This window comes from Psychrobacter sp. ANT_H59, from assembly GCF_008369225.1.
In the GTDB taxonomy this organism is placed as follows: Bacteria; Pseudomonadota; Gammaproteobacteria; order Pseudomonadales; family Moraxellaceae; genus Psychrobacter; species Psychrobacter cryohalolentis.
In genome coordinates this window covers 44,318-69,314 of record NZ_VOBE01000009.1, presented here as the reverse complement: position 1 = coordinate 69,314, position 24,997 = coordinate 44,318, and the positions used below count along the sequence as shown (strand labels likewise).

The 24,997-nt window shown below is 42.8% G+C and carries 21 protein-coding genes; 17 read left to right on the top strand and 4 right to left on the bottom strand.

The features are described from left to right. The 4 genes from FQ083_RS12350 to FQ083_RS12335 all read left to right on the top strand — a co-directional run. The coding region (locus FQ083_RS12350; RefSeq protein WP_149410053.1) for a DUF475 domain-containing protein at positions 1-179 on the top strand (179 nt) is incomplete at its 5' end. A gap of 483 nt (positions 180-662) precedes the next feature. Further along, complete coding sequence (locus FQ083_RS12345; RefSeq protein ID WP_149410052.1) at positions 663-1,238, top strand: TerD family protein; 576 nt, start codon at positions 663-665, stop codon at positions 1,236-1,238. A 225-nt stretch (positions 1,239-1,463) separates the two neighbouring features. Continuing rightward, positions 1,464-2,216, top strand: a complete 753-nt coding sequence (locus FQ083_RS12340; protein WP_133105161.1) for a TIGR00266 family protein — start codon at positions 1,464-1,466, stop codon at positions 2,214-2,216. A gap of 34 nt (positions 2,217-2,250) precedes the next feature. Next, the gene (locus FQ083_RS12335) at positions 2,251-2,859 is read left to right on the top strand and encodes a TerD family protein (RefSeq protein WP_011513115.1); all 609 of its coding nucleotides are present in this window, start codon (positions 2,251-2,253) and stop codon (positions 2,857-2,859) included. Between the two features lie 128 nt (positions 2,860-2,987). Here the strand turns inward: FQ083_RS12335 and FQ083_RS12330 are convergent, their stop codons facing one another. Beyond that, positions 2,988-4,271, bottom strand: coding sequence for a TerD family protein (locus FQ083_RS12330; RefSeq protein WP_149410051.1), 1,284 nt, complete (start codon positions 4,269-4,271; stop codon positions 2,988-2,990). 309 nt (positions 4,272-4,580) lie between these two features. On the opposite strand from FQ083_RS12330, the gene FQ083_RS12325 reads away from it, so the two are divergent. The 10 genes from FQ083_RS12325 to FQ083_RS12280 all read left to right on the top strand — a co-directional run bounded on the left by FQ083_RS12325 (position 4,581) and on the right by FQ083_RS12280 (position 17,214). Further along, positions 4,581-5,744: an ATP-grasp domain-containing protein gene (locus FQ083_RS12325; RefSeq protein WP_149410050.1), complete on the top strand. Its 1,164-nt coding sequence runs from the start codon at positions 4,581-4,583 to the stop codon at positions 5,742-5,744. Positions 5,745-5,788: 44 nt separating this feature from the next. Next, positions 5,789-7,066, top strand: a complete 1,278-nt coding sequence (locus FQ083_RS12320; RefSeq protein WP_149410049.1) for a phosphoribosyltransferase domain-containing protein — start codon at positions 5,789-5,791, stop codon at positions 7,064-7,066. A gap of 476 nt (positions 7,067-7,542) precedes the next feature. Continuing rightward, positions 7,543-9,186 (top strand): ABC transporter substrate-binding protein, encoded by a 1,644-nt coding sequence (locus FQ083_RS12315; RefSeq protein WP_133105166.1) that lies wholly within the window; start codon positions 7,543-7,545, stop codon positions 9,184-9,186. Positions 9,187-9,398: 212 nt separating this feature from the next. Continuing rightward, on the top strand, positions 9,399-10,415 hold the full coding sequence (locus FQ083_RS12310) for an ABC transporter permease (protein WP_011513106.1): 1,017 nt from the start codon (positions 9,399-9,401) through the stop codon (positions 10,413-10,415). 235 nt (positions 10,416-10,650) lie between these two features. Next, on the top strand, positions 10,651-11,565 hold the full coding sequence (locus tag FQ083_RS12305) for an ABC transporter permease (RefSeq protein WP_133105167.1): 915 nt from the start codon (positions 10,651-10,653) through the stop codon (positions 11,563-11,565). Continuing rightward, entirely contained in the window at positions 11,565-12,626 is a 1,062-nt protein-coding gene (locus FQ083_RS12300) for an ABC transporter ATP-binding protein (RefSeq protein ID WP_149410048.1), read from the top strand. Before FQ083_RS12305 ends, FQ083_RS12300 begins: the two co-directional genes overlap by 1 nt. Continuing rightward, positions 12,623-13,594 (top strand): peptide ABC transporter ATP-binding protein, encoded by a 972-nt coding sequence (locus FQ083_RS12295; RefSeq protein ID WP_133105169.1) that lies wholly within the window; start codon positions 12,623-12,625, stop codon positions 13,592-13,594. Before FQ083_RS12300 ends, FQ083_RS12295 begins: the two co-directional genes overlap by 4 nt. A 404-nt stretch (positions 13,595-13,998) precedes the next feature. Next, a complete protein-coding gene (locus FQ083_RS12290; RefSeq protein WP_149410047.1) occupies positions 13,999-14,805 on the top strand; it encodes an HAD hydrolase family protein in 807 nt (268 codons plus the stop codon). A 70-nt stretch (positions 14,806-14,875) separates the two neighbouring features. Then, entirely contained in the window at positions 14,876-16,057 is a 1,182-nt protein-coding gene (locus FQ083_RS12285) for a cysteine protease StiP domain-containing protein (protein ID WP_149410057.1), read from the top strand. A 77-nt stretch (positions 16,058-16,134) separates the two neighbouring features. Beyond that, positions 16,135-17,214, top strand: coding sequence for an HpcH/HpaI aldolase/citrate lyase family protein (locus FQ083_RS12280; RefSeq protein WP_020443048.1), 1,080 nt, complete (start codon positions 16,135-16,137; stop codon positions 17,212-17,214). A 123-nt stretch (positions 17,215-17,337) separates the two neighbouring features. Here FQ083_RS12280 and FQ083_RS12275 read toward each other — a convergent pair whose 3' ends face one another. Then, positions 17,338-18,150 carry an alpha/beta fold hydrolase gene (locus FQ083_RS12275; RefSeq protein ID WP_020443047.1) on the bottom strand — a complete coding sequence of 271 codons (813 nt, stop codon included), beginning with the start codon at positions 18,148-18,150 and terminating at the stop codon, positions 17,338-17,340. Between the two features lie 440 nt (positions 18,151-18,590). Between FQ083_RS12275 and FQ083_RS12270 the strand changes: the two genes are divergently transcribed. Then, positions 18,591-19,388 carry an enoyl-CoA hydratase/isomerase family protein gene (locus tag FQ083_RS12270; protein WP_149410046.1) on the top strand — a complete coding sequence of 266 codons (798 nt, stop codon included), beginning with the start codon at positions 18,591-18,593 and terminating at the stop codon, positions 19,386-19,388. Between the two features lie 115 nt (positions 19,389-19,503). Here the strand turns inward: FQ083_RS12270 and FQ083_RS12265 are convergent, their stop codons facing one another. After that, a complete protein-coding gene (locus tag FQ083_RS12265) occupies positions 19,504-19,947 on the bottom strand; it encodes a PACE efflux transporter (RefSeq protein WP_262881117.1) in 444 nt (147 codons plus the stop codon). 224 nt (positions 19,948-20,171) lie between these two features. Continuing rightward, the gene (acnB, locus tag FQ083_RS12260) at positions 20,172-22,775 is read right to left on the bottom strand and encodes a bifunctional aconitate hydratase 2/2-methylisocitrate dehydratase (protein ID WP_149410045.1); all 2,604 of its coding nucleotides are present in this window, start codon (positions 22,773-22,775) and stop codon (positions 20,172-20,174) included. A 542-nt stretch (positions 22,776-23,317) separates the two neighbouring features. Here acnB and FQ083_RS12255 point away from each other — a divergent pair. Both FQ083_RS12255 and lipA read left to right on the top strand, forming a co-directional pair. Then, on the top strand, positions 23,318-23,737 hold the full coding sequence (locus FQ083_RS12255) for a carboxymuconolactone decarboxylase family protein (protein ID WP_149410055.1): 420 nt from the start codon (positions 23,318-23,320) through the stop codon (positions 23,735-23,737). 162 nt (positions 23,738-23,899) lie between these two features. After that, positions 23,900-24,943: a lipoyl synthase gene (lipA, locus tag FQ083_RS12250; protein ID WP_011513094.1), complete on the top strand. Its 1,044-nt coding sequence runs from the start codon at positions 23,900-23,902 to the stop codon at positions 24,941-24,943. Positions 24,944-24,997: the final 54 nt, after the last annotated feature.

Here is a 24,997-nt window from a genome sequence, read left to right as displayed (position 1 = left end):
TCATCTATCTAGAGCATGGTGCGCATTATGCCATTGGTGCCTTGGCAATTATTATGCTGCTATCAGTGAAATTCCATGTACCAGAGATTATTACTGGTTTGATTGGTATTGCCTTTATCGGTTGGGCATTGCTTGCTTCACTTAAGTATCGCAAGCAACAAGCGAAGGCGATTACTTAGTGTTGATTTTGTCTTACGTTTAAACGCTACGTTCAAATTAATAAAAAGCGCTTTGGTAGAAAATCGTAGTCATGCCAGGTTATATCAAGCGATTGGTATGACCTGTTTTTTATACCTTTTTTACTTTATGAGTAATTCATATCATAAGGTTTTGTTTCATTGGTAGGTTCGATATTGCAACCTTAATACCAACTTCAGTATCTAAAAAATTCATTTTTGATAACAATATCTTAATGATTGTTATCGGGACGGTTAGAAAGTATCAGATTTGCACAATTGCTATATCTGTTAGTAAACATAACATCAGCGCACAAAATACGCCTTGCTTAGTAAGCAAACGCTTAGTATAGTAAAACGTAATGATATGCAGGACATGGCGTACAGATATTTTTTTCTCATAACGTCTATATATCGATCACTGCACTATTTGAGTTCATTTTTTATCAATCAATCCACTTAATTATTAATCCAAAGGATATTTACATGGCTATTAGCTTAACAAAAGGCGGCAACGTAAACTTATCAAAAGAAGCGCCAGGTTTAACCAATATTACGGTCGGTCTAGGCTGGGATCCACGCGCCACTGACGGTCAAGAATTTGACTTAGATGCGATTGGCTTTTTGGTCAATGAAGCGGGTCAAGTACGTAACGATCAAGATTTTATCTTCTTTAACAACTTAAAGTCAGACAATGGCGCGGTTGAACATACAGGCGATAACCGTACTGGTGAAGGTGATGGCGATGATGAAAAAATCAAAATCAACCTTGCAAGCATTCCAGCTGACGTGAGCAAAGTTGCTATCTGTGCCATCATTTATGAAGGTCAAGCTCGTAACCAAAACTTCGGTCAAGTGGGCGACGCTTATATCCGTATTTTGAACGACAATGGCGATGCTGAAATCGCTCGTTATGACCTATCAGAAGACGGTAGTACTGAAACAGCGATGATTTTTGGTGAGTTATATCGTCATAGCGGCGACTGGAAATTCCGCGCGGTTGGTCAAGGCTTTAGCGGTGGTCTTGGACCATTAGCGGCCTCTTATGGCGTCAACGTTTAATCGTCTAATTGACTTAATCGTGTCGCAAGCCAACTATCGTAAGTAACTATTTATTTACAAGCTACTTACGAGATCTATAAGCCATCAAGTGTGTTATTTAAGACATTTGATGGCTTTAAATTTAAGTGGATATGAATTTAATGTCTAAACGATATTGACAGAAGTTATTTGCTATATCCTCTACAGATGGACTCATGAAAATATTAGAACAAGGACTTTTGACCTATGGCTGCAACGTTTAGCTTAATTGGTACTATTGAACCTTTTTTACATTGTAATCTTAAAAAAGGCGACTCAATCTATTGCGAAGCCAACGCCATGGTGATGATGGAATCAAACCTTGAGCTAAAAGGTAAATTGCAAGGTGGACTGATGCAGTCATTGATGCGCCGTTTTGCTAACGATGAGTCACTTTTTCAACAGCAAATCGAAGCGGTAAACGGTGAAGGTGATTGCTTGCTGGCACCAACGCTCGATGGCGATATGCAAATCATTGATTGCGGCAAACATCAATATACCTTGAGCGATGGTGCTTTTGTCGCGGCACAAATCGGTGTCGATATCAGAGCCAATATTCAACGTAATCTAGGTGGCGCAGTCTTTGGTGATACTGGCGGCTTTATGGTCATGCAGACACAAGGTCAAGGTCAGGTAGTGGTATCGGGTTTCGGTTCATTATTTGAGATTGATGTGACGCCAGATAAAGACGTCATCATCGATAATGGTCATGTGGTCTGCTGGGATTCAACGCTTGATTATAAGCTCTCTGTATCGACCAGTAAGAAAAAAGGCATTATGAGCAATATTATCAATTCAGTCACCAGTGGCGAAGGAATGGTACTCAACTTTTCAGGCTCAGGCAAAGTTATTATTTGCTCACGCAATCGTGACAGCTATCAAGGATGGCTACAAAGCATCTTGGGCACCAGTTCAGGTGGTCGTGGCGGCAATAGCGGATTACTTGGCAATATTTTATAGCAATTTCTCATACAACTATTATAAGGATTATCACATGGCAGTTAGTTTACAAAAGGGTCAAAAAATCTCCCTAAGCAAAGAAGCAGGCGGCGAGCTTACTCAAGTAAAATTGGGTTTAGGCTGGGACGTTGCCCAAGGTCCACAAGATAAAAAAGGTGGATTCTTAGGTAAATTATTCGGTGGTGGTAGTGGCGGCGATTCTATCGATTTAGATGCATCATGCATTATGTTCGATAGCAACAAACAGCCAGTTGATGCCATTTGGTTTAGCCAATTAAAATCAAAAGACGGCAGTATCGTGCACACTGGTGATAACCGCACCGGTGACGGCGATGGTGATGATGAAGTAATCAATGTTGATTTATCAAAAGTTCCAGCTAACGTAGTATCCTTGGTATTTACCGTCAACAGCTTTACTGGTCAGACGTTTGAGACAGTAGAAAATGCGTTTTGCCGTATCGTCAATGCCAATAACAATACTGAAGTAGCACGCTATAATCTGTCCTCACAAGGTACGCATACGGCGATGATTATGGCAAAAGTATATCGCCATAATAATGAGTGGAAGATGCATGCCATCGGTGAAACGGCGACTGGTCGCACTTTCCATGACTTAATGCCTGCTATCACCCCGCATGCTTAATATCCATAAGTGTCGTTTTTGAAATAATGTCCCGCTTTATCATTTATAAAAATGATTCATAGAAAAACAGCCCATCTATTATTAGATAGGCTGTTTTTTTACGTGTGCTAACAATACCCTTAGAGCTATTACTTACTGCCACGTTTCCAGCTAAATCCCCAATTAAAGGCTTTGTCCATCTCTTGATGTCCTTTGAAGTATTGGTTGATACGTTCAACGTTGATACTGCCTTGCTGATTGACCAGACGCGCAATAGCGCACATCGGTAAGTTACCTGTACCTTCTGTCAAACGCGTTTCAATCGGTGGCTGGTCGGGTACATGAATAGTCACTACCCCATCAGTTTGCGCCCAATTTGGTGCACCTTCGTAAATGAAAGCAAAGATAAATACTTCTTCAATCTGTGACCACTGCTGACCATTGATATCTAGCCATTCACCGCCGCTTACCTGTCCTGTTCTATCATCGGCACGCAATAAAACGTATGGCGCTGATTGTAGGCTACCAAAACGACTTCCCAACGCTTGAATAAGCGTTTTTTCACCATTTTTCAGATGAATCATCGCACCAACATCGAGATCAATTCCATCAGCTTTATGCTGCTTAAATAAATCGCCGAGCAGCCCTTTTTTGGGTGCTTGCTTGCTGACATCTGGACGTTGGTTCCAGTCTAGGTTAACCGATATTTTGCCAAAATCATCACGTTTCTTGAGATTGATACTAGATTGATTTTTGGTTAAAGTAATTTTACTTAGGTTGATTGAAGGATTGGTAGAGCCAGCAGGAATCGGCGGTGGCGTAGTTGTCTGAGGTGCACTACTAGCTTTTTGCGTATTGATTGGTCGCTGCGTATTAATAGGCTGAGTTTGCCCTTGTGACTGATTTTGTACAGGGCTTTGAGCTGGTGCTTCATCGGCAATCTCTACACCGAAATGCTCAGATAAAGGTTTTAAGCCACCTTCAAAACCTTGAGCGATAAAACGAAACTTCCAATTGCCCTGCCGACGATAACATTCCGCTAAGATGATCGCTTTTTCATTACGCCCAGCAGCAGATAATTGACAAGTTATCAGCACTTGACTGCCTTGTAGTACTTGAATATCTACATCGCCGACTTGAGCCAACGTCTGCGCACTAGAAAACGCTAACGCAATCTTTTCAATACTTGCTGGCTGCGCAGGTAGATTGATATCAAAAAATCCATCACTGTCATGACCGCGAAAGCTCACGCTACCATCATCGCTACGCGTCTGCCCATAAAATATCATATCGCCATCGCCGCGCACTTTACCTTCAGTCGTCAGGCGATATGCAGCGCAATCGATGGCGCTTTGGCTTAAAATACGAATGCTAATATTATCCGTTGGCAGCGGCGCGTTAGCACCTGCAATTAAAGCTTGAGGTTGACTCATCATTTATCCTTTACGTTATTTATTATTTACTTATATGAGTGAGGTTAACTATCGCCATATAGTAGCATGGATGGCATTACAACCTTAATCAGAACCAGCATCTTATAAAACATCATAAAAAAAGTAAAAATCCTTGATGCTATTTAATTGGAAACATTTATAACATCTAGCATTTGTATATAATAGAGCCCGTTATGTATAAATGCCATGTCTGAAATTATTCGATCATATATTAAATTGCTAATCACTTTATGATGACGATATCGAGTGATCCACAACCCTATTATTTAAGAGAGTGCAAAGAGAATTATGGATAACCCTGTTAACAATAGTCATCATACAAAGTTAAGCGCTGCTTGGTTGGCTGAAGGTCAGTCAAGCCAGCGTGATATGTTAGCTAGCCTGCAAACCCTAAAAGCTCAATCTAGCATGCCCTTTCATGTCGTTGCCTCACATCGTCATAATAGGCCTGAGATTTTTGAATTTGCCGATAGCGTTTACCGCGAGCCTTCTATTAGCACCGCAGATAACAATGAGCAAGCAATGCTTGAATCTGTTGAGCCATTGATGCCACGTTGGCAATTTGTGTTAGAACAAGCTCAGAAAAACAACGTGAAAGTGTTACTCACTGGACGCAATGGCATTGATTATGAAGCTCATCGCGAAAAATTTGCAGCAGCAGGTATCCGTTTATTGACAGGTGCGACCAGCGTTGCAGCACTGGAATCCATCGATGATAAGTTTGCCTTTATGCAGCAGTGCCATGAGCATGATATCCCTGTCGCAGATGCATGGCGCTTTGATACTGTCGCAGAGCTTGAAGCGTTACTTGCCACCCATGGTCATCAGCCTTTATGTGTCAAACCAGTGACGGGGATTTTTGCCCAAGGATTTTGGCGCTTAGGTAAAGTTAAAGAGACAGGTAAAGAAGAAAGTGAGCAATACGACAGTTTTGAGCATCTATACTTTACCGAAGAGAAAAAAATCAATACCGCACAATTTATCAATGCTTATACCAACAGTCTCATGGTGCATGAGCGCCCGATTCCCATGTTGCTGATGCCTTATTTATCAGGACAAGAATACTCTATCGATGTCGTCTGTGAATACGGCGAAGTGTTGGCTGCTATTACTCGTTATAAAACGGGGAAAATTCAGCATATTGGTTATGAGCAATCGGTCATGGATGTGGTCATTCCACTGATAAAAACGTTCGGCTGTGATGGTATCGTTAGTGTCCAGACTAAAGCGGATGATAATGGTCAGCATCGTGTGCTTGAGATTAATAGTCGCCCCTCTGGTGGTATTGATTACACCACTCATAGCGGTGTAGATATAACTCAAGTTGGTTTTGCTTATTGGCTCGGTTTAAGTAAGAAGCCGAAACTGGCAGATATCGCACAGCAAATTATACCGTGCCAAGTACGTTCTATTATGGTGAGTGTAAAAATTGAAGAAGATACTGCTGAATAAGTGAAACTAACGATATAAAAAATTGAAAGACTGAAGGAATATGAATGCCAAATAAGCAACACAACACGACCATCACCTTACCTCGCGGTACGCTTGATCTGACCTATCAGACCAACGCTGCTAGTGGTAACAACGACCTTAAAGAAAGCAGCCATTATCAGCTAGAAGATTTGCTTGATTTTGCTCAACGTATCAATCCAAAACGGGCGTTTTTGTTTGTCTCAAAAGTGTTAGGTCGTCATATTCCGGTGGCACCAAGCATCATGCGTGATGCCTTTACTGATTTGGCAAACTTAGTACCTGATGATTTGCTTGAGCCAATTTTGGTCATCGGTATGGCAGAGACGGCGGTTGGATTATCTGCTGGTGTGCACCAAGCGCTACAAAAGCGCTATCCGCAAGCGTTGCTGCTAAATTCTACTCGTCATGCCCAGCATGATGACAACAATAGCGATTCTTTATTGACCACTTTTAGCGAAGACCACAGTCATGCCAGTCAGCATCTGATTTATCAAAGTGCCGATAAAATGACGCAAGCGCAACTACTTGCCAGTAAAACGCTGATCATGGTCGATGATGAAGCATCAACGGGTAATACTTGCGTTAATGTTGTCACAGCATTACGTGAAGCTGGGTTGACCCAACTAGAGCAAGTGCATCTCACAACCTTAGTTGATTGGTCTCTAGATCAGAATCAAAATGAGTCTGATGCTAACGCCGATGATACGATTGCCACCCGCCTGCCAAATATTGATTTTCACCGCCATCATTTACTATCTGGCGCTTGGAAATGGACTGATGCGCCCAACCCTGAGCCTATCATTATGCCATCGGTTGATACGACCGAAGCTGGTAGTCAACCTTTGGGCAATACTGGCAATTGGGGACGCTTTCCAACGCTAGATAGCACGAATGGCTTTGCTGATTATCTAGCAAGTTTCCAAACTGCATTTGCAAGTTTTGATGGTCAAAACGCATTTAATAACGCTCAATTGCCACAAAAAATATTGGTATTGGGCAGTAATGAATTTGTCTGGTTGCCATTTTTATTGGCGGAATGGCTTGAGCAACAGACGAATTTAGATAACAGCAATAATACGGTGAATTTTAGCGCATTAACCCGCTCACCGATTGCACTTGGTAGCGGTATTGGCACGATGTTAAGCTTTCATGATAATTATGGCCTTGGTATGACCAATTTTGCTTATAACGTTGAGCCAAATGAGTGGGATTTGATTGTATTGTGTGTGGAAACGTCGGCTGATAGTGTGGATACCATGTGGAAAGGTTTGGATAATGTGTTGGTGGTGAATCCTAAATAGACGCGCATTTAACATACATATTACGAGCTACTGATAATGGATTGCCATAGCCGTAATATGAACATCTTTAGAATATTTATTCTATCTTTCTAAAACAAAGTTTACTCATACATGCCTGTGATTTTACGGAGGTTAAATACCTCATTAATAACAAAAAAGATGTCCATAGCATAAAAAAATTCATATTTGCGCTGTAGATACCTTGCACAACCTCATATTTACCTATATATTCGGTCTATTCATTTGCTTATTCAGTGTCGACATATCAACTATTAGAAGACCAAACACTTGAGACACACCATTCTGAAGTGTCTCAAATTCTGATAATTTGTCATGACCTGAAATAATTTGAATTGATAAATACTTTAAAAGGAATTAAAGGTTTATCGATTAGAGTTCGACATCAACGGCGTCTAACGTCGTTGTCGTGCTATCAATCGATAATTATCTAACGATTTATACAGGATGTAATCACAGTGCAAACTCCATTTTTCAAGCTCACCTTATTAGCAGCCTTAACGCTAGGCGTCAGCGCCTGTAGCGGCGACAATAAAACTGCGGATAAAACGGCAGATGCCGGTAGCGATGCCAAAGCCGCTAAGACCTTAATTTACTGTTCAGAAGGTAGCCCTGCTGGCTTTGACCCTGCGCAATATACGGCAGGTACTGACTTTGATGCCAGTGCTTATCCTATTTTTAATGGTATCGTACAGTTTAAACGTGGCGAAACCGAAATTGAGCCAGGCTTAGCCGAAAGTTGGGAAATCAGTGAAGACGGTAAGACTTATACACTCAATCTACGTAAAGGCGTCAAATTCGGCAAGACCGATTACTTCACCCCAACTCGTGACTTCAACGCTGATGACATTATCTTTACTATCGAACGTCTCACCGATACAGGCTTTGCTTTTAATAAAGACTATCCAGCTGAATTCCCGTATTCAGTAGGTATGGGTTTGCCTGATATTATCGACAAAGTAGAAAAAGTCGATGATTATACGGTCAAAATCACTCTGACTGAGACCAACGCGCCATTCCTACAAAACCTAGCAATGCCGTTCGCCTATGTGCATTCTGCAGAGTATGCTAAGCAGTTACAAGACGCTGGCAATGCCGCTGATCTAAATACCAAACCAGTCGGTACCGGACCTTTCGTCTTTACTTCGTATCAAAAAGATGCGCAGATTCGTTATACCAAAAATCCTGACTATTGGAACAAAGACAACATTCATATCGATAACCTCGTCTTTGTCATCACTAAAGATTCTGCGGTTCGCGCACAGAAGGTACAAGCAGGCGAATGTAATGTCTCCGCTTATGCCAACCCATCTGAAGTTGATTCTGCCAAAAAATCTGGCAAAGCAAACGTACTGGATGATGCTGGATTTAACGTTGGTTACTTAGGCTATAACACTGAAAAACCAGACCTAAAAGATGTCAATGTTCGCCGCGCTCTTGATATGGCAATCAATAAAGACGCCATCATCAATGCCGTATATCAAGGTTCTGGTATCAAAGCAAGCAACCCAATGCCACCAACGCAGTGGGGCTATAACGATGAGATCAAAGATGCGCCTTACGATATTGAAAAAGCCAAAGCCCTACTGGCTGAAGCAGGTGCTAAAGATTTAGAAATCGACTTATGGTATATGCCCGTTCAGCGCCCTTATAACCCTAATGCCAAGCTAATGGCTGAAATGATTCAATCAGATTGGGCTAAAATTGGCGTTAAAGCCAAGCTTGTGACTTATGAGTGGGGCGAGTACCTAAAGCGTGCGGGTAAAGGCGAGCCTGAAGCGATCCTAGCCGGTTGGACAGGTGATAATGGAGATCCTGATAACTGGTTAGGTGTTCTATTATCTTGTGATGCGGTTAACGGTAACAACTACTCACGCTGGTGTAATAAAGACTTTGATAAGCTGGTCATGGATGCACGTGCAAATACCAACCAAGATGAGCGTATTACCAATTACAAGCAGGCTCAGGTTATCTTTAAAGACCAACTACCTTGGACGACAGTTGCTAACTCAGTCGTGACGGTATTAACGACCCCTAATGTAAAAGACTACAAAATTAGCCCACTCGGCTCCATTCGCTTTGATGGCGTTGATATTGAATAAGGATGTTAAATAGCCTTAGCTAATATCAGTGCTGCATTCGGTACTGGTATTAGATTCAATACCAGTACCTAACAAACCCTAGTGACGCCTTTTATTCTATAGTCATTGCTTTATATACGTTTGCGGCTGGTTCAGAGATTCTGTTCCAGCCGTATTTGTCTGAGCCTGAGCTATAGCTAGTAAAAGCCACTTCTATAAAAACGAGCCGAGCTATGCTACTTTATATTCTACGCCGGATTTTAATCTTAGTTCCCGTCTATATCGGCTTAACCCTATCGACTTTTATTCTTATTCGCCTCGTACCTGGCGATGCAGTTGAGATTATGATGGGAGAGCGCATGGTTGATCCTGAGCTACATGCGCAGGCTTTAGCCCGCCTTGGTTTGGACAAACCCTTACCCGTACAATACTGGGATTATCTCACTGGGATACTGCAAGGTAACTTTGGTGAATCCTTTCGCACCCGTACGCCTATATTGCAGGATTTTTTTGCGCATTTTGTGCCGACATTAGAGCTGGCGCTTTGCGCGATTACGATAGCGAGTATCGTTGGTATTAGTCTGGGTATTTTGGCTGCCTTACGCCGTGGTACTTGGCTAGACTATACCTTAATGTCTGGCGCACTTGCCGGCTACTCTATGCCGATCTACTTACTTGGTCCTATCCTAACGGGTATTTTCGCCCACTATCTAGGTCTACTACCGGTCTCTGGCGTTATCTCTGTCGCGCAGTTCCTAGACGTCAAACCTTTATACGGGTCTTGGCTACTAGGTTCTTTAAGCTCTGGTGAGCCCGGCGCCTTTTGGAACGTTGTCAAACATTTCATCCTGCCCTCGGTTGCCCTATCTACCATTCCTTTAGCTATGATTGCTCGTATGACACGCTCAGCGATGCTTGAGGTGTTAGATGAAGATTATGTGCGTACTGCAAGAGCCAAAGGTCTGTCACCAAAACGTGTGATTTTAATTCACGTGATGCGTAATGCGCTCATTACCGTGGTTACTGTAGTGGGATTGCAAATGGCGACGTTATTGGCTGGTGCCATTATCACTGAGACTATCTTTAGCTGGCCGGGTGTTGGTAACTGGTTATTAGATGGCTTCTTTACGCGTGATTACCCGATTGTACAAAACGGTATTTTATTGGTCGCCACCGCACTGATTCTGGTGAGCTTAATGATCGATATTTTATATGGATTTATTAATCCTAGAATTCGCCATTCCTCATAGCCTATTGTTCGGGTGAACCCCATTTGATGCATTGTTATTGTATCGACAATTGCTATTTATAGTTTTTAATAATTACCCATAGTGCCCATGATGACCTTGTATCCCTAGGTTTGTATTACTCAGCTTGCAGAAGACAAGCGCATGCTAAGTTAGCTTAAACCATAAGCGATTTAGCCCAATAAAGTAAGCAAGCCAGTGGAGTAAAACAAGGTCTGATTCACTAAAGGAATATCCAATGAAGCCTTCTGTAGTTCCTTCTGACATTGCTCCGGTTGCGCCTAAGCCGCCGACTTCTTGGCAGCTGTTTTTATACACCTTTTGCCGAAATAAAGGCGCGGTACTGGGTTTTATAGTCTTGATGCTGATGGTCATCGTCGCAATCTTGGCCCCTACCATTGCCCCTTATGACCCTTATGAATTATTCACCGGTAAAGAGCAGTTGCCGCCCTCCTTCTTTAGTGGCGGTGATTCGATGTTCTTTTTGGGCACCGATGATGCCGGTCGTGATACGCTCTCGCGCGTCATGCACGGCGCACGTTATTCATTATTTATCGGTATCAGCGCCACTTCGATAGCGATGATTGTGGGCGTATCGTTAGGACTAAGCGCTGCCTTTTGGCCCAAGGTTTGGGGCAAAGCGGTCATGCTAGTAAATGATATCTTGATGTCTTATCCAAGCTTGCTGCTCGCCATTATCATTGCCGCTATTTTAGGGCCTTCGATGACCAATACCATCATTACTATTGCCTTGGTATGTACACCGCCTTTTATTAGGTTGACCCGCGCAACAGCAATGGTTGAGCTGCAACGTGAGTATTTTATTGCCTCACAGGTCATGGGTGCAGGTGTCTTAAGATTATTGTTTATCACGATATTACCCAACTGTATGGCGCCATTAATCGTCCAAGCGACCATGATTTTCTCTACTGCTATTTTGGAAGCCGGCGCGATTGGTTTCTTAGGTTTCGGTGTTCAACCCCCTGATGCTGAGTGGGGTGCGATGCTAGGTACTGCTCGCCAATATATCCAGAGCAATGTGTGGTTAGCGATTTGGCCCGGTGTAGCGATTTTCTTAGCTGCATTGTCCATCAATCTAACGGGCGACGGTCTGCGTGATGCCTTAGATCCAAAATTGAAGCAGGTATCTTAATGAACGATTTTCAAGTAAATAGCTCAATAGCAAATAACATTGCCACAGACAACCCATTACTCCTAGATATTGAGCATCTATCAGTGACTTTTGGAGAAGGAGCAAGAGCATTTCGCGCGGTCGATGATGTCTCTCTAAAAATCAAACAAGGAGAGGTCGTCGCAGTTGTCGGTGAATCAGGCTCTGGTAAATCGGTCACTATGATGGCACTGATGGGTTTATTACCCTCTTCTGCCACTGTCGTTGCTGATCGTCTTAACTTTGATGGCAAGAATCTCCTCACCATGCCAGCAAAACAAAAGCGCAAGATTATCGGTAAAGATATCTCGATGATATTTCAAAATGCCATGTCATGCCTGAATCCAAGCTTTACGGTCGAGATGCAAATGGGAGAAGTATTAACTACCCATCTTGGCTTGCGCGGCGCAGCAGTACGGCAGCGTCTGTTAGAGTTATTAGAGCTGGTTGAGATGCCAGATGCTAAGAATCGCCTACGTGTCTATCCGCACCAACTTTCAGGTGGTATGAGTCAACGGGTCATGATTGCGATGGCACTGGCGTGCGAGCCAAAACTACTTATCGCTGATGAACCGACGACTGCTCTCGATGTGACCGTTCAGGCTCAAATCATGGATTTGCTCAGTCGCCTGCAACGTGAAAAGCAGATGGCAATGGTGCTTATCACTCATGACTTGGGTTTAGTCGCACAAAACTCTCGCGATGTCGCTGTTATGTATGCCGGTCAAGTGGTCGAGACCAGTACAGTGCCAGAAATATTCCAAAAACCTGCGCACCCTTATACCGAAGCGCTACTACAGGCGATTCCTGAACTGGCTGTTGGACAAGATAGATTGAATAGCTTGCCAGGTGTTGTGCCAAGCCAATATGATAGGCCAACGGGCTGTCTGCTCTCTCCTCGCTGTCCCTATAAAGAGCCGGCTTGTGAGGTGCCGCCACCTATTTTAGCAACCCCAAATGGCGAAGTCCGCTGTATTCACGCCACCCTGCCCGAACATCCTACTCGGACTACTCAAACCGCTACGATGGAGTCTGAAATATGAGTAATAAAATCGTCTTAAAGGCAGATAATTTACATAAACACTATCAGGTTTCTCTAGGCTTAGGAAAAGGTAAAGCATTCGTAAAAGCATTGAACGGCATCTCATTTGAGCTAGAAGCAGGGAAAACTCTCGCAGTCGTTGGTGAGTCAGGATGTGGCAAGTCTACTTTGGCGCGCCAGCTTACTTTGATAGAAGAACCTACCAGTGGCGAGTTATTTATTAACGATGAGGCAACTACGAGTTATAGTAGAAATGCGCTTAAAAACTTGCGTACTGAGATTCAGATGGTATTCCAAAATCCGTATGGTAGCCTCAATCCACGCCATACCATTGGCTTTCAGCTCACAGAACCGTTAGACATTCATACCACGCTGAGCAAAGAAGAAAAACGCACCAAAGTCCATGCAATGATGAAGCACGTTGGTTTGCGTCCTGAGCATACCGGTCGCTATCCGCATATGTTTTCTGGCGGTCAGCGCCAACGTATTGCTCTTGCTCGTGCCATGATGCTCAATCCTAAAATTGTCGTCGCTGATGAGCCGACGTCAGCACTCGACGTCTCTATTCAGGCGCAAGTACTGAATCTATTTATGGATTTGCAAGATGAATATCATACTGCCTATGTCTTTATCTCGCACAACCTTTCTGTCGTACGCCACGTAGCAGATGATGTGATGGTCATGTATTTAGGCAAAGCCGTTGAGCACGGTGCTAAAGATGCTATTTATAATGATCCTAAACACCCTTATACCATCGCTTTACTCTCAGCAGCGCCCTCAGTGACGGGTCATAAAAAAGAGCTGACTCTACAAGGCGAATTACCTAGTCCGCTTAATCCGCCAAGTGGCTGCGCACTTCATAAACGCTGCCCCTATGCCAAACCAATATGTAGCGAAATTGAGCCCGAGTTGCGTGAATGGGAAGGACGATTAGTCTCTTGCCTAAGGTTAGAAGAAATATATGGATAGGATATTCAAATATTTCTTTGTTATTTAAATGATAGTATAAACATAGCACCTTGATTGTTGCTGAGTCTATAGTAGCCATCACAAGAAACCTAGTATTATCCTGCCGTCTGCATAATCACCCTTTAATAAACTTGGAAAGTTTGGTTACTCAATTTTCTGAGTTTATTACATTTATATGCTAACTCCAAATGAGTTACGTCCAATCCTCTTGCGATAATTCTGCACTTTTATTACCGATTTATTCTGACCTTTTTTATGATTATCGTTATACTGTCTGCATTTGGCTAAAGTCTGATAAATAGGTAATGCTCAGTTTTAAAAATCAGCGCTGCACCTCCCTTACATATCCGTATTCAAGCCATCTATAAACAGTCTTATCATCATTTTTATCTTTGGAAAACATAATGACCTTCCCATTTTTCCAGTCTAGTCCAAACATTGTAAAGCCATATGCGCTGATGGATTTGGACGATACGCTCTTTCAAACTCAGCGTAAAATTGATGCATGGGAATTACCCACTACTGAACCTGAAAATTTGGTTTGCGCTACCATCAATAAACAAGGTGAGCCGTTAAGCTTTATGAGTCAGCGCCAAGCGGTCTTTTTTAATTGGCTATTTGCCAGTACTGAATTGATAGTCGTCACAGCTCGTGATAGGTCAGAGATACAGCGAGTAAAATTGCCTTTTAATAGCTGGCAAGTATTGACCCATGGCGCGATTATTTTAACCGCTGATGGTGAGCTACTAAATACGTGGCAACAGTATATGCATGATGTGCTTGCTCCATTACAAGATAAGCTCAATCAGCTGACTGAGTGGGTGAATGGCTGCAATAACGTGCATAACAACTTAAAGTTAACCCCGCATACCGATACTTTTATCGATAGCGAGATGACCATTTATATAGCGATCAAACACACGCAAAAAGACCATCAAGCATTGGCAGATTTAGCCACACAATTACCAACGCTCATACCAGATTTTGATGAGATTTTTTATGTGCATGTGAATGCTAATAATTTAGCAATATTGCCGCATGCTATTCATAAACGTCATGCGGTACAATTTTTATTGGAACAGCATTTGGATCATCAGCGCCCAAGCTTCGGTTTTGGTGACAGTCTGGCAGATCTGCCATTTCTGCAATTACTTGACTGGTACGGCATGCCCAATCATGGACAGCTACATGAGAAATTTGCAGCTAAATGATGAGCGCTACCTTTTATTAAATGATATTCTGCTATTAAACCGTCATCAAACGAGTAAAACTATTTCTACTATGACTTCAATCCATTCTAATATTAAAACAGCCGATTTATCACAATATGGCTCAGGCAGCTATCTTGCTAGCGATGTCACTGTGCTGCTCAATATCGTTGATAAAGATGCCGTTGCTGATGTGCCTGTCAGTCAAAAAGAAGCACTGATTCAAAGTGGGCAGCGTCATTACTCTGATATGCTGACCTTGGAAGACGCGCCAAGTGCCATGCATGAGCAGCTATATATCGAGGCGTTAGAGCAGGGAAAAGTAAGAGCAGCGACTGATATTACCAATTTGGCCCATACGCTACAGCAAGTTTTTCAGCCAAACGTCAATAATGAGCGCCCGTTAATATTAGTCAGTCTTGTGCGTGCCGGTTTACCAATAGGCGTACTGTTACAACGCGCATTAGCAACTGCCGATAGCAGCTACTCTCTACCAAGTGTGCATTATGGCGTCAGTATTATACGAGATCGTGGTCTTGATCCGGTTGCTTTAAAGATGATATTAAATAATCATCCTCATAGCCCGATTGTATTTGTCGATGGTTGGACAGGTAAAGGGGCGATTTATCAAGAACTGGCGCATAGTCTAAAAGCCTTTGCCGATCCTAACCACCCTAACTTTGCCAATATTTTCCATCAAGGTCAGGATGTTATACCGCTACTGACCCTTGCTGATCCGGCTGGTGTTGCTTGGCTGGCTGCTAGTATCGATGACTGGTTGATTCCGTCAGGTTTATTAAATAGTACTGTATCAGGGCTTATATCACGCAGTTTATATACTGAGCCGGAATTGGGGCTGCATCGCAGTGTCTTTTATGATAATTTGATCAGTGTAGATCATAGTCTGGCCTTTATTGATTGTATCGATGCGACAAGGCGTATATTAAACACGCCTTTGAAATGTTTGCCAACACATAAGCAACCTCGCTATCAAACGGCCGAATTAGTCGATAGCTTGGCTGCTGAGTATGGTATTAGCAATCGTAATCGTATTAAGCCGACCATTGCTGAGGCGACACGCGCGATACTACGCCGCGACCCTGAACGTATTTTGTTAGCGAGCGCTGAGCACCCCGACACTATATTATTAAGGCATTTATGTACACAGCGACATATCGCTATTAGCGTACTAGGTGATAAAATACTGCCTTATCAAGCGATTACCCTTATTAAGCAGCGCACTACAGACGATTAATAACTCCTTATCTTTCTACCTAATCTTGAAACCATACTTTTAGACCCATTCATTTACCACTATTTACGATGCCCATTATGTCAGATATGCCAAAAAACGAGTCCCACCTTTATCAAAACACCCAGTCTTACGCGCATCTGATTACTGAGCGTCATGCTATGCTCAAGCCTAACATGCATCATCCGTATCAGTTGGGAGCGAGCTTATATATGCCAGCGACGCGCCAAGATATCTGGCAAGTGATCAAGCGTGATAAATTACCGACGATTAATAGTATTATCATCTGTCTAGAAGATGCGGTCAGCCACAATGATGTTGAGTTGGCACTTGAGCGCTTGCAGACGCTGCTGTATACGTGGGCAACGCACGTTGATAGTATCAATGAGCCGACACAGCAAGCTGAAACACAACAAACCAAGATACAGACTGAGCAGCCAACGCGTCCGTTGGTATTTGTACGTCCGCGCCATCCTGCCATGTTAGAGCAGTTATCGGGCTTTACCCATATTGATTTGATTGATGGCTTTGTGATGCCAAAAGTTGATATGTATAGTCTATCTAATTGGCGCATGGCATGCCAGAATCTTAGTACTGACATGCTATTAATGCCAACGCTTGAGACGGCAGCGTTGTTTAATCCACATCATAATCAAGAGCTGGCGATTGGTTTCAAAGAAGCTTTTAGCCAGCCTGTATTTGCTTTGCGTATTGGTGGTAATGATTTATTTGCAGCACTGCGTTTGCGCCGTCCTAAGAATAGCCTTGTCTATGATACACCTGTTGGTACACTAGCCTACCAGCTGCTTGGCTGTTTTGTGCCACATGGCTTTTATCTGTCGGCACCGGTGTTTGAGTATTTGGATGAGCCTACGTTATTTATGCAAGAGTTGACGCGTGATGTCAGCTTGGGGTTGGTCGGAAAAACCGTTATTCATCCAAGTCAAATTGCCTTGGTACAGCAAGCATACTGCGTACCGCTTAGCACTTTAGATGAGGCACAGGCGATATTACATAGCGAGGCAAAAGCGGTCTTTAAATATAACAATACTATGCTAGAGCCTGCTACCCATCGTGCTTGGGCAACCGAAATCGTCAATAGAGCTAACGTTTTTGGCACCATTAATGATGGCAATAACGACTATACAGCGCGCTTATAAGTTTTAAACACTCCTTTTAAAGCGTTAAAAAAGCCGTTATCAAATCCATGATAACGACTTTTTTGCTACATTTTTTGCGATAATAAACGCTGTCATATCAGGTATATAGATCCGCAATGAACACTATATAAAGTTTGCCAAAAACTTATTAATGGCTTTATTAACTTGCTCCGGCTCTTCAACCGTTGCCGTATGCCCCGCACCTTTAATCACCACCAGCTTAGAGCCTGCTATCGCAAAGTGCATGCGCTCAGCTTTTGCATACGGTGTTGCCACATCTTCATCGCCAACGATGATAAGCGTCGGCATCTTGATATCACTGAGCTGATCATACGTTGCAGAGCGCTCAATCACGCCAGTAGTTGCCTTGATGACCCCCCCCTTACGATTGCTTTGCAACATAGACAACCACTCTCTACGGTCAGCTTTACGCGATTTATCTGCTAAAAAACTGCTACCAAACATAATGGGCATTACTTTTTGGCTGACACGCTTCATGCCCAACCAACGAATGGCTTTAATCAGCTTGCGGTACTGTGGCACGTTTTTAGGATCTTCAGGATCAGCAGAGGTTTCAAGCAGCGTCAGTGATAGCAATAATTCAGGACGCTTTAACGCAATACGTTGGGCGACAAATCCACCCATTGATAGTCCTAAAAAATGACACTGCTGAATATCTAGCGCATCTAACAACGCCAGCGTATCTTCAGTTAAGGTTTCCATATCATAGCCAGATTTGGTAATTTCAGACTGACCTTGTCCCCGAAAATCAAACGCAATACAGCGATAACCCGCTTTAAAATACTCGACTTGCTTGTCAAACATACGCGTATTCCATAGCAAACCATGGGCGAATACCATGATGGGCTTTTGCTTATCGTTTGGTGCGCTGTCTTCATAATAAATATCGATATCATTGACATGAATCATTGGCATAACCACTTCCTTGTTAGTGTGATAAAAAATAAAACCTTTTGAAATCTGTCTTCTAGAATAATTCAACCCTCTTACAGATAGTAGCCTTATTTTTGAATGATAGGTTTTATACCTTTGGCAATAGTGATAGCAGCAAAAAATGTTATTCAAAACGTGCCTTAAGCGCGCACAAATCTCGCTTTTATAATAAGCTCAAACTGCTATAGTAATTAGTATTGCCCTATTTGTTTTACTTACTGCCGATATAGTTGATCCAATTTTAAAAGAATACAACACTACTGAGATTAATTATTCGCAGCCTCTGTCTGCGCAGGCACAGAAAGCAAGAAAAATTAACCTCAGTAGTGCTTTATAATATGTATATTTCTTTTATTCAAACATGACTATACCAGTATTTTATTGCAATCATTATTTAGAACATCATCTTAAGGATATCCAAAATGTCACAAGCTCTCGTCGAATACCAAGCCGAAAACCATATCGCTACCATCACAATGAACGATCCTAAAACCTTGAACGCCTTTAGCACGGTACTCAAAGACGCCATGATGGCAGCATTGACCAAAGCCGATGAAGATGAGCAAGTACGAGTCATCGTTTTGCAGGGCGCTGGCAATAATTTTTCAAGTGGCGGGCATATCGGTGAGATGTTAGAAAACGGTATGGAAAGCGAGGCATTATCGGATAAGCTGAACTTTATGGTTGGTGAAGTCGCTGAGATTAGCTTAAAGCTGCGTAATATTCATAAGCCTATTATCGCCAAATTAGAAGGTGCCGTTGCTGGTGCTGGCATGAACTTGGCGCTGACTTGTGACTTTCGTATTGCCGCTGAAAATGCCAAATTTGTACAAGCTTTTGTCAATATTGGTCTGATTCCAGATGCTGGTGGTATTTACTTATTGAATCAATTGATTGGCGTCGCAAAAACGACTGAAATGGTCATGCTTGGCGATAAGCTCAAAGCGGAAGATATGGCACGCTTAAACTTAGTCAACGATGTGGTTAGTAACGATGAGCTTGATGCGAGCGTACTGGCATTGGCAACGCGTCTGAGTAATCTACCCGGCAAAGCATTGGCATCGATGAAGCACATGATTAATACTCATGCCTATATGGATCTTAATGAAGCATTGGATATGGAAGTAGAACAACAAACGATGCTTGCTAAAACCGATGATTTTAAAGAAGGTATTACCGCATTTATGGAAAAGCGTAAGCCCGTTTATCAAGGTAAATAGTACGCTGATGACATTGTTCTTTGCAATATCATTAAAAAGGCTGCCAAGGTGCAGCCTTTTTTGAATAAATTATATAATTAATGGACAAAACCATTTCCATTAACCTCTTTATTTATCAAGAAGCAGAAGCACTTTTATAGTGATGTGGTAAGGTAAATATTTTGTCAAAACCCAAGGTAAAGAAAAAAGTATAAACCAAGAAAAACAGCAGTAGCACGGCTTCCATCATAAAGGCTTTGATAAAACCAACATCGTACCAAATCATATACACCGGCAGGCAAATCAAAACCAAGCCGCCTTCAAAACCTATCGCATGGGCACTACGTACCAATAACGTGCGCTGCGGCACCTGCTTACGACGTTCCCAGTTTTCAAATGCCGTATTGTAAATAAAATTCCAAATCACCGCTGCCAATGAGACCATCACGGCAACTGGTAGAGATTCTGCGGCGCTGCTGTTACTCAACAGCATAAGAACCAAGGTAGATGAAATGATAGCAATGATTTCAAAGACAGTCACATAGAAGATGCGACGTTTGATGGGGGATAAAGTAATCAACCAAAACTCCAAAGCACTTGATTGCAAACAAAAAGTGCCTATCAAAGTATCGGTCCGTCCCGAGATAGAAAAGGAGAAATAACATACAGAGCCACGGTTTCCGCCTGCTCCCATATTATACATAAGATAATAAGAGAAACCAGCCATTGCTCACAGCAAAAAACCCCGCATCATGACGATACAGGGTTTTTGAAAACTTCAAAGCATTTAAGATTTGACCAAAATTAGCTCAACTGAGCAACGTTGATCTTATCAGCTTCTTCAGTATAGTCTTCCATACGGTCGAAGTTCATGTATTGATACACCTCTTCGCCCATACTGTCAAGCATGCCAGCGTACTGCTGATACTCTTCGTTGGTTGGTAATTTACCAAGTACCGCAGCAACAGAAGCCAATTCAGCTGATGCTAGATATACGTTAGCACCTTGACCTAAACGGTTCGGGAAGTTACGGGTAGAAGTCGAAACGGCAGTAGAATTCGGTGCAATACGTGCTTGGTTACCCATACATAATGAACAACCTGGCATCTCTGTACGAGCGCCGGCTTGTGCATAAATATTATAATAACCTTCTTCCATCAACTGACGCGCGTCCATTTTGGTTGGCGGCGCAATCCATAGACGTGTTTGCAAGCTACCTGCTGGGACATCTTTTAGCAATTTGCCGGCAGCGCGGAAATGACCGATGTTAGTCATACATGAACCAATGAATACTTCATCAATGGTGTCACCAGCGACATCAGCCAATGTTTTTGCATCATCTGGATCGTTCGGGCAGCAAAGAATCGGCTCTTTGATTTCAGACATATCGATAACCATATCGATGGTATATTCTGCATCTTCATCAGCACGCATCAGGCTTGGATTAGCCAACCACTCTTGCATACCTTCGATACGACGGCTAATCGTACGTGCATCGCCGTAACCTTCTGAGATCATCCATTTTAATAATGTGATGTTCGACGTTAGATACTCGGCAACTGACTTTTCAGATAGAGTAATCGTACAACCAGCAGCACTACGCTCAGCTGAAGCATCAGACAATTCAAACGCTTGTTCAGCGGTTAAATCTTCTAAACCTTCGATTTCTAAAATACGACCGTTAAACTCGTTGATTTTACCCTTCTTATCAACGGTTAACAGACCTTCTTTAATCGCTTGATAAGGAATTGCATGGACTAAGTCACGTAAGGTGATACCGGCTTGACGCTCACCGATGAAACGGACACGGACAGATTCAGGCATATCAAGTGGCATAACACCAGTCGCAGCAGCAAACGCTACTAGACCAGAACCGGCTGGAAATGAGATACCGATTGGGAAACGCGTATGCGAGTCACCACCAGTACCAACGGTATCCGGAAGTAGCATACGGTTCAGCCACGAGTGAATAATACCATCACCTGGACGTAAGCTCACGCCGCCTCGGTTCATAATAAAGTCAGGTAGTGTATGCTGAGTTTCGATGTCAACTGGCTTTGGATAAGCAGCCGTGTGACAGAATGACTGCATCACTAAGTCTGCTTGGAAACCTAGGCAGGCTAAGTCTTTTAGCTCATCACGGGTCATCGGACCAGTGGTATCTTGACTGCCGACAGTAGTGATTTTTGGTTCACAGTACATACCAGGACGAACGCCTGGCAGGCCACAAGCTTTACCAACCATTTTCTGCGCTAGTGTAAAGCCTTTGCCGGTATCAACTGGCTCTTCTGGCTTAGCAAATACGTCTGAATGACCAAGACCCATATATTCACGAGCACGATTGGTCAGACCACGACCAACGATTAACGGAATACGACCACCCGCACGAACTTCGTCAAGCAAAGTTGGCGAGTTTAGCTTAAAGGTTGACAGTACTTCATCAGAATCATGCTTAGTGATTTTGCCATCATACGGATAGATGTCAAAGACATCGCCCATGTTTAGGTTATCAACGGCTACTTTTTCGATTGGTAATGCGCCAGAATCTTCCATAGTATTAAAGAAGATAGGTGCAATATTATTACCTAGTACTAGACCGCCGCCACGTTTGTTTGGCACGTTAGGGATATCATCACCCATCAACCACAGTACTGAGTTGGTCGCAGATTTACGGCTAGAACCCGTACCTACCACGTCGCCAACATAGGCTAATGGATGACCTTTTTCTTTTAACGCTTCGATCTGTTTCATCGGACCGATAACGCCCTCTTCGTCAGCAGTAATGCCGTCGCGAGAGTTTTTATGCATTGCTAATGAATGTAATGGGATATCAGGTCGGCTCCACGCATCTTGTGCAGGAGACAAATCATCGGTATTGGTTTCGCCAGTGATTTTAAATGTCGTGTAAGTCGTCTTTGCTGGTACAGCGTCACGGCTCAAGAACCACTCAGCGTCAGCCCAAGATTGAACGACTTCTTTAGCAATAGTATTGCCCGCTTCTGCTTTTTCGGTCACATCATTGAATGCGTCAAATACTAGCAAGGTTTTTTTCAACGCATCGGCAGCTTCTTGCGCGACTTCCGCATCATCAAGAGCAGCAACTAGCGGTTGAACGTTGTAACCACCTTGCATCGTACCCAAGATTTGAACCGCTTTTTTCTTACTTACTAGTGAAGAGGTCGCTTCACCCTTAAGGATCGCTGCTAAAAATGCCGCTTTAACGTAAGCAGCTTGGTCAACACCGGCAGGAATACGATTTTCGAGCAAGTCCATCAAGAACGCATCTTCGCCCGCTGGTGGATTCTTTAGTAGTTCAACCAACTCTGCTACTTGTTTTTCGTTCAGTGGTAGCGGAACCGTTCCTAGCTCAGCACGTTCTTCGACATGTTTACGATAAGCTTCTAACACAATAGTCGTCCTCGTCAGTTGGGAGTATTAGCACATTACGTGGGTAGTCAGCATGACCGCCTGCGTCTATATACTAGATGGAATAATTATCCGTGCAATCATAGCTTAAAACGCCCTAAATGTTAATGGCTCAGCCTTTAAAAGGCTCATAAAGCGGTCATAAAGGGGGCATATTGAACATTTATTATATAAATAGTGCCATAAATAATATGACTAATGGTGCCTATATCATAAATTCTAAATTTTTCAAACTGAGGGCCTATTTTGTTTTTTAACATTCACAATATATTGGTAGTAAATTGCGGTTGCAACTATCTATTCACTTAAAAAGATATACCGCTACTGTCTTAGTATCTCGTTATTGTTATACGTTGTTATTGTTAAATGGAATCAACTATATCTCGATTAACGGTTAAATAAAACCTACTCGACTGTTATAATGTTTGATAAGAATATACCGATTAAATGCAAAGGATTTAATCATAAAATCAAGGATGACAATGGCTAATAAAGAAAATGAAGATCGCAATACTACTCACAGTATGAGTCACAATGCCAATCAAGGCACCAGTCAAAACGCCAATTATGAAAACGGTCTAAAAGTTCGTACCGAGGTGATGGGTGCAGCACATGTCAAACGCTCACTTGACTCAGCAACGCCATTTACTCAGCCATTACAAGATTGGATTATCGAGCACGCTTGGGGCAGTACATGGCAAGATGACTCGGTACTACCGCGCAAATATCGCTCGCTTATCACGATTGGTTTTTTGATTGCACAAAAAAGCCCAAACGAGCTAAAGGGACATATCCGAGGTGCCATCAATAATGGCGCAAGTGTCGCTGAGATTCGAGAAGTCTTGATGCACAGCCTGCCTTATTGCGGCGCACCTGCCACTCAAGAAGCGTTTCGCGCTGCCATAGACGTACTAAATGACATGAACATTGATATCAATAAATGAAACTATGCTAAATCGCTTATTTATAGTAGCCTTGATAAACTGAATTTCATACGATTGCCTAAAAAACCTTGACCAAATATCTGCTATAATAGCTCTATTCATAAAGCATTCTAATAATTCCATAAACCCTTGTTCTATCAAGGGTTAAGAGAACATTCGATTATGACAAACGCCGTACAAACGCACACGCCTGCTGCCCGCGCAAAACCCAAAAAAGCCATCCAAGGCGAAAAACTCCGTGGCTACGATAAAGTTGCTCGTATCCCAATTAAAATTATCCCGACTGTCGAGGCTAAGAAAAAGCCAGATTGGATTCGGGTAAAACTGTCTTCACCTGCGGAAGTCGCACGTATCAAGTCCACCTTACGTGAACAGAAACTCTATACCGTTTGTGAAGAAGCTGCCTGCCCTAACCTTCCACAGTGCTTTGCCGATGGTACCGCTACCTTTATGATTATGGGTGATATCTGTACACGTCGATGCCCGTTCTGTGATGTCGGACATGGTCGTCCAAATGAGCTTGATAAAGATGAGCCGCGTCATACTGCCGAGACCATCCAAGGTTTAGGTCTTAAATATGCCGTCATTACCTCGGTTGACCGTGATGATTTAAAAGATGGCGGCGCGATGCATTTCGTTGAAGTATTGAATGAATCGCGTGCGCTGAGCCCAAATTGCTTGATCGAGATTTTGGTACCAGATTTCCGTGGTCGTATGGATATCGCATTGGACTTATTGACTGAAACGGCGCCTGATGTTTTTAACCACAATATCGAAACCGTGCCTCGTTTATATAAAGCTTTCCGTCCAGGTTCAGATTATCAGCATTCATTAGACTTGCTAAAGATTTATAAAGAACGTCGACCTGATATTGCGACCAAATGCGGCTTTATGGTTGGACTTGGTGAAACTGAAGAAGAAATCTATAAGCTGCTTGATGATCTAAAGGCGCATAACGTCGATATGATTACCGTTGGTCAGTATTTACAACCCAGTAAAGACCATGCGCCAGTCGATCGCTATGTGCATCCAGATGAGTTCCAGCGTTATATGGACTATGGCAAAAAGATTGGCTTCTTTAATATTTGGGCAGGTCCTATGGTGCGCTCAAGCTATTTTGCTGATCGTCAGTACTATGGTGAAGATTGCCCAGCACCTATCCGTAGCAAAAAAGCATTAGCAGCAGAAGGGAAACTTGGCTGTTAAGTGAGAGTCGTCACTATATCAACGTAACGTGATGAGTCTTAAAATACAAAAAGG

Bases quoted from the DNA above. Each gene is read 5' to 3' on its own strand.
- FQ083_RS12310 (WP_011513106.1), top strand. From the start codon at position 9,399: ATGCTACTTTATATTCTACGCCGGATTTTAATCTTAGTTCCCGTCTAT.
- FQ083_RS12345 (WP_149410052.1), top strand. From the start codon at position 663: ATGGCTATTAGCTTAACAAAAGGCGGCAACGTAAACTTATCAAAAGAA.
- FQ083_RS12305 (WP_133105167.1), top strand. From the start codon at position 10,651: ATGAAGCCTTCTGTAGTTCCTTCTGACATTGCTCCGGTTGCGCCTAAG.
- FQ083_RS12335 (WP_011513115.1), top strand. From the start codon at position 2,251: ATGGCAGTTAGTTTACAAAAGGGTCAAAAAATCTCCCTAAGCAAAGAA.
- FQ083_RS12285 (WP_149410057.1), top strand. From the start codon at position 14,876: ATGACTTCAATCCATTCTAATATTAAAACAGCCGATTTATCACAATAT.
- lipA (WP_011513094.1), top strand. From the start codon at position 23,900: ATGACAAACGCCGTACAAACGCACACGCCTGCTGCCCGCGCAAAACCC.
- FQ083_RS12280 (WP_020443048.1), top strand. From the start codon at position 16,135: ATGTCAGATATGCCAAAAAACGAGTCCCACCTTTATCAAAACACCCAG.
- FQ083_RS12270 (WP_149410046.1), top strand. From the start codon at position 18,591: ATGTCACAAGCTCTCGTCGAATACCAAGCCGAAAACCATATCGCTACC.
- FQ083_RS12290 (WP_149410047.1), top strand. From the start codon at position 13,999: ATGACCTTCCCATTTTTCCAGTCTAGTCCAAACATTGTAAAGCCATAT.
- FQ083_RS12255 (WP_149410055.1), top strand. From the start codon at position 23,318: ATGAGTCACAATGCCAATCAAGGCACCAGTCAAAACGCCAATTATGAA.
- FQ083_RS12295 (WP_133105169.1), top strand. From the start codon at position 12,623: ATGAGTAATAAAATCGTCTTAAAGGCAGATAATTTACATAAACACTAT.
- FQ083_RS12275 (WP_020443047.1), bottom strand. From the start codon at position 18,150: ATGCCAATGATTCATGTCAATGATATCGATATTTATTATGAAGACAGC.
- FQ083_RS12300 (WP_149410048.1), top strand. From the start codon at position 11,565: ATGAACGATTTTCAAGTAAATAGCTCAATAGCAAATAACATTGCCACA.
- FQ083_RS12340 (WP_133105161.1), top strand. From the start codon at position 1,464: ATGGCTGCAACGTTTAGCTTAATTGGTACTATTGAACCTTTTTTACAT.
- FQ083_RS12320 (WP_149410049.1), top strand. From the start codon at position 5,789: ATGCCAAATAAGCAACACAACACGACCATCACCTTACCTCGCGGTACG.
- FQ083_RS12330 (WP_149410051.1), bottom strand. From the start codon at position 4,271: ATGAGTCAACCTCAAGCTTTAATTGCAGGTGCTAACGCGCCGCTGCCA.
- FQ083_RS12325 (WP_149410050.1), top strand. From the start codon at position 4,581: ATGGATAACCCTGTTAACAATAGTCATCATACAAAGTTAAGCGCTGCT.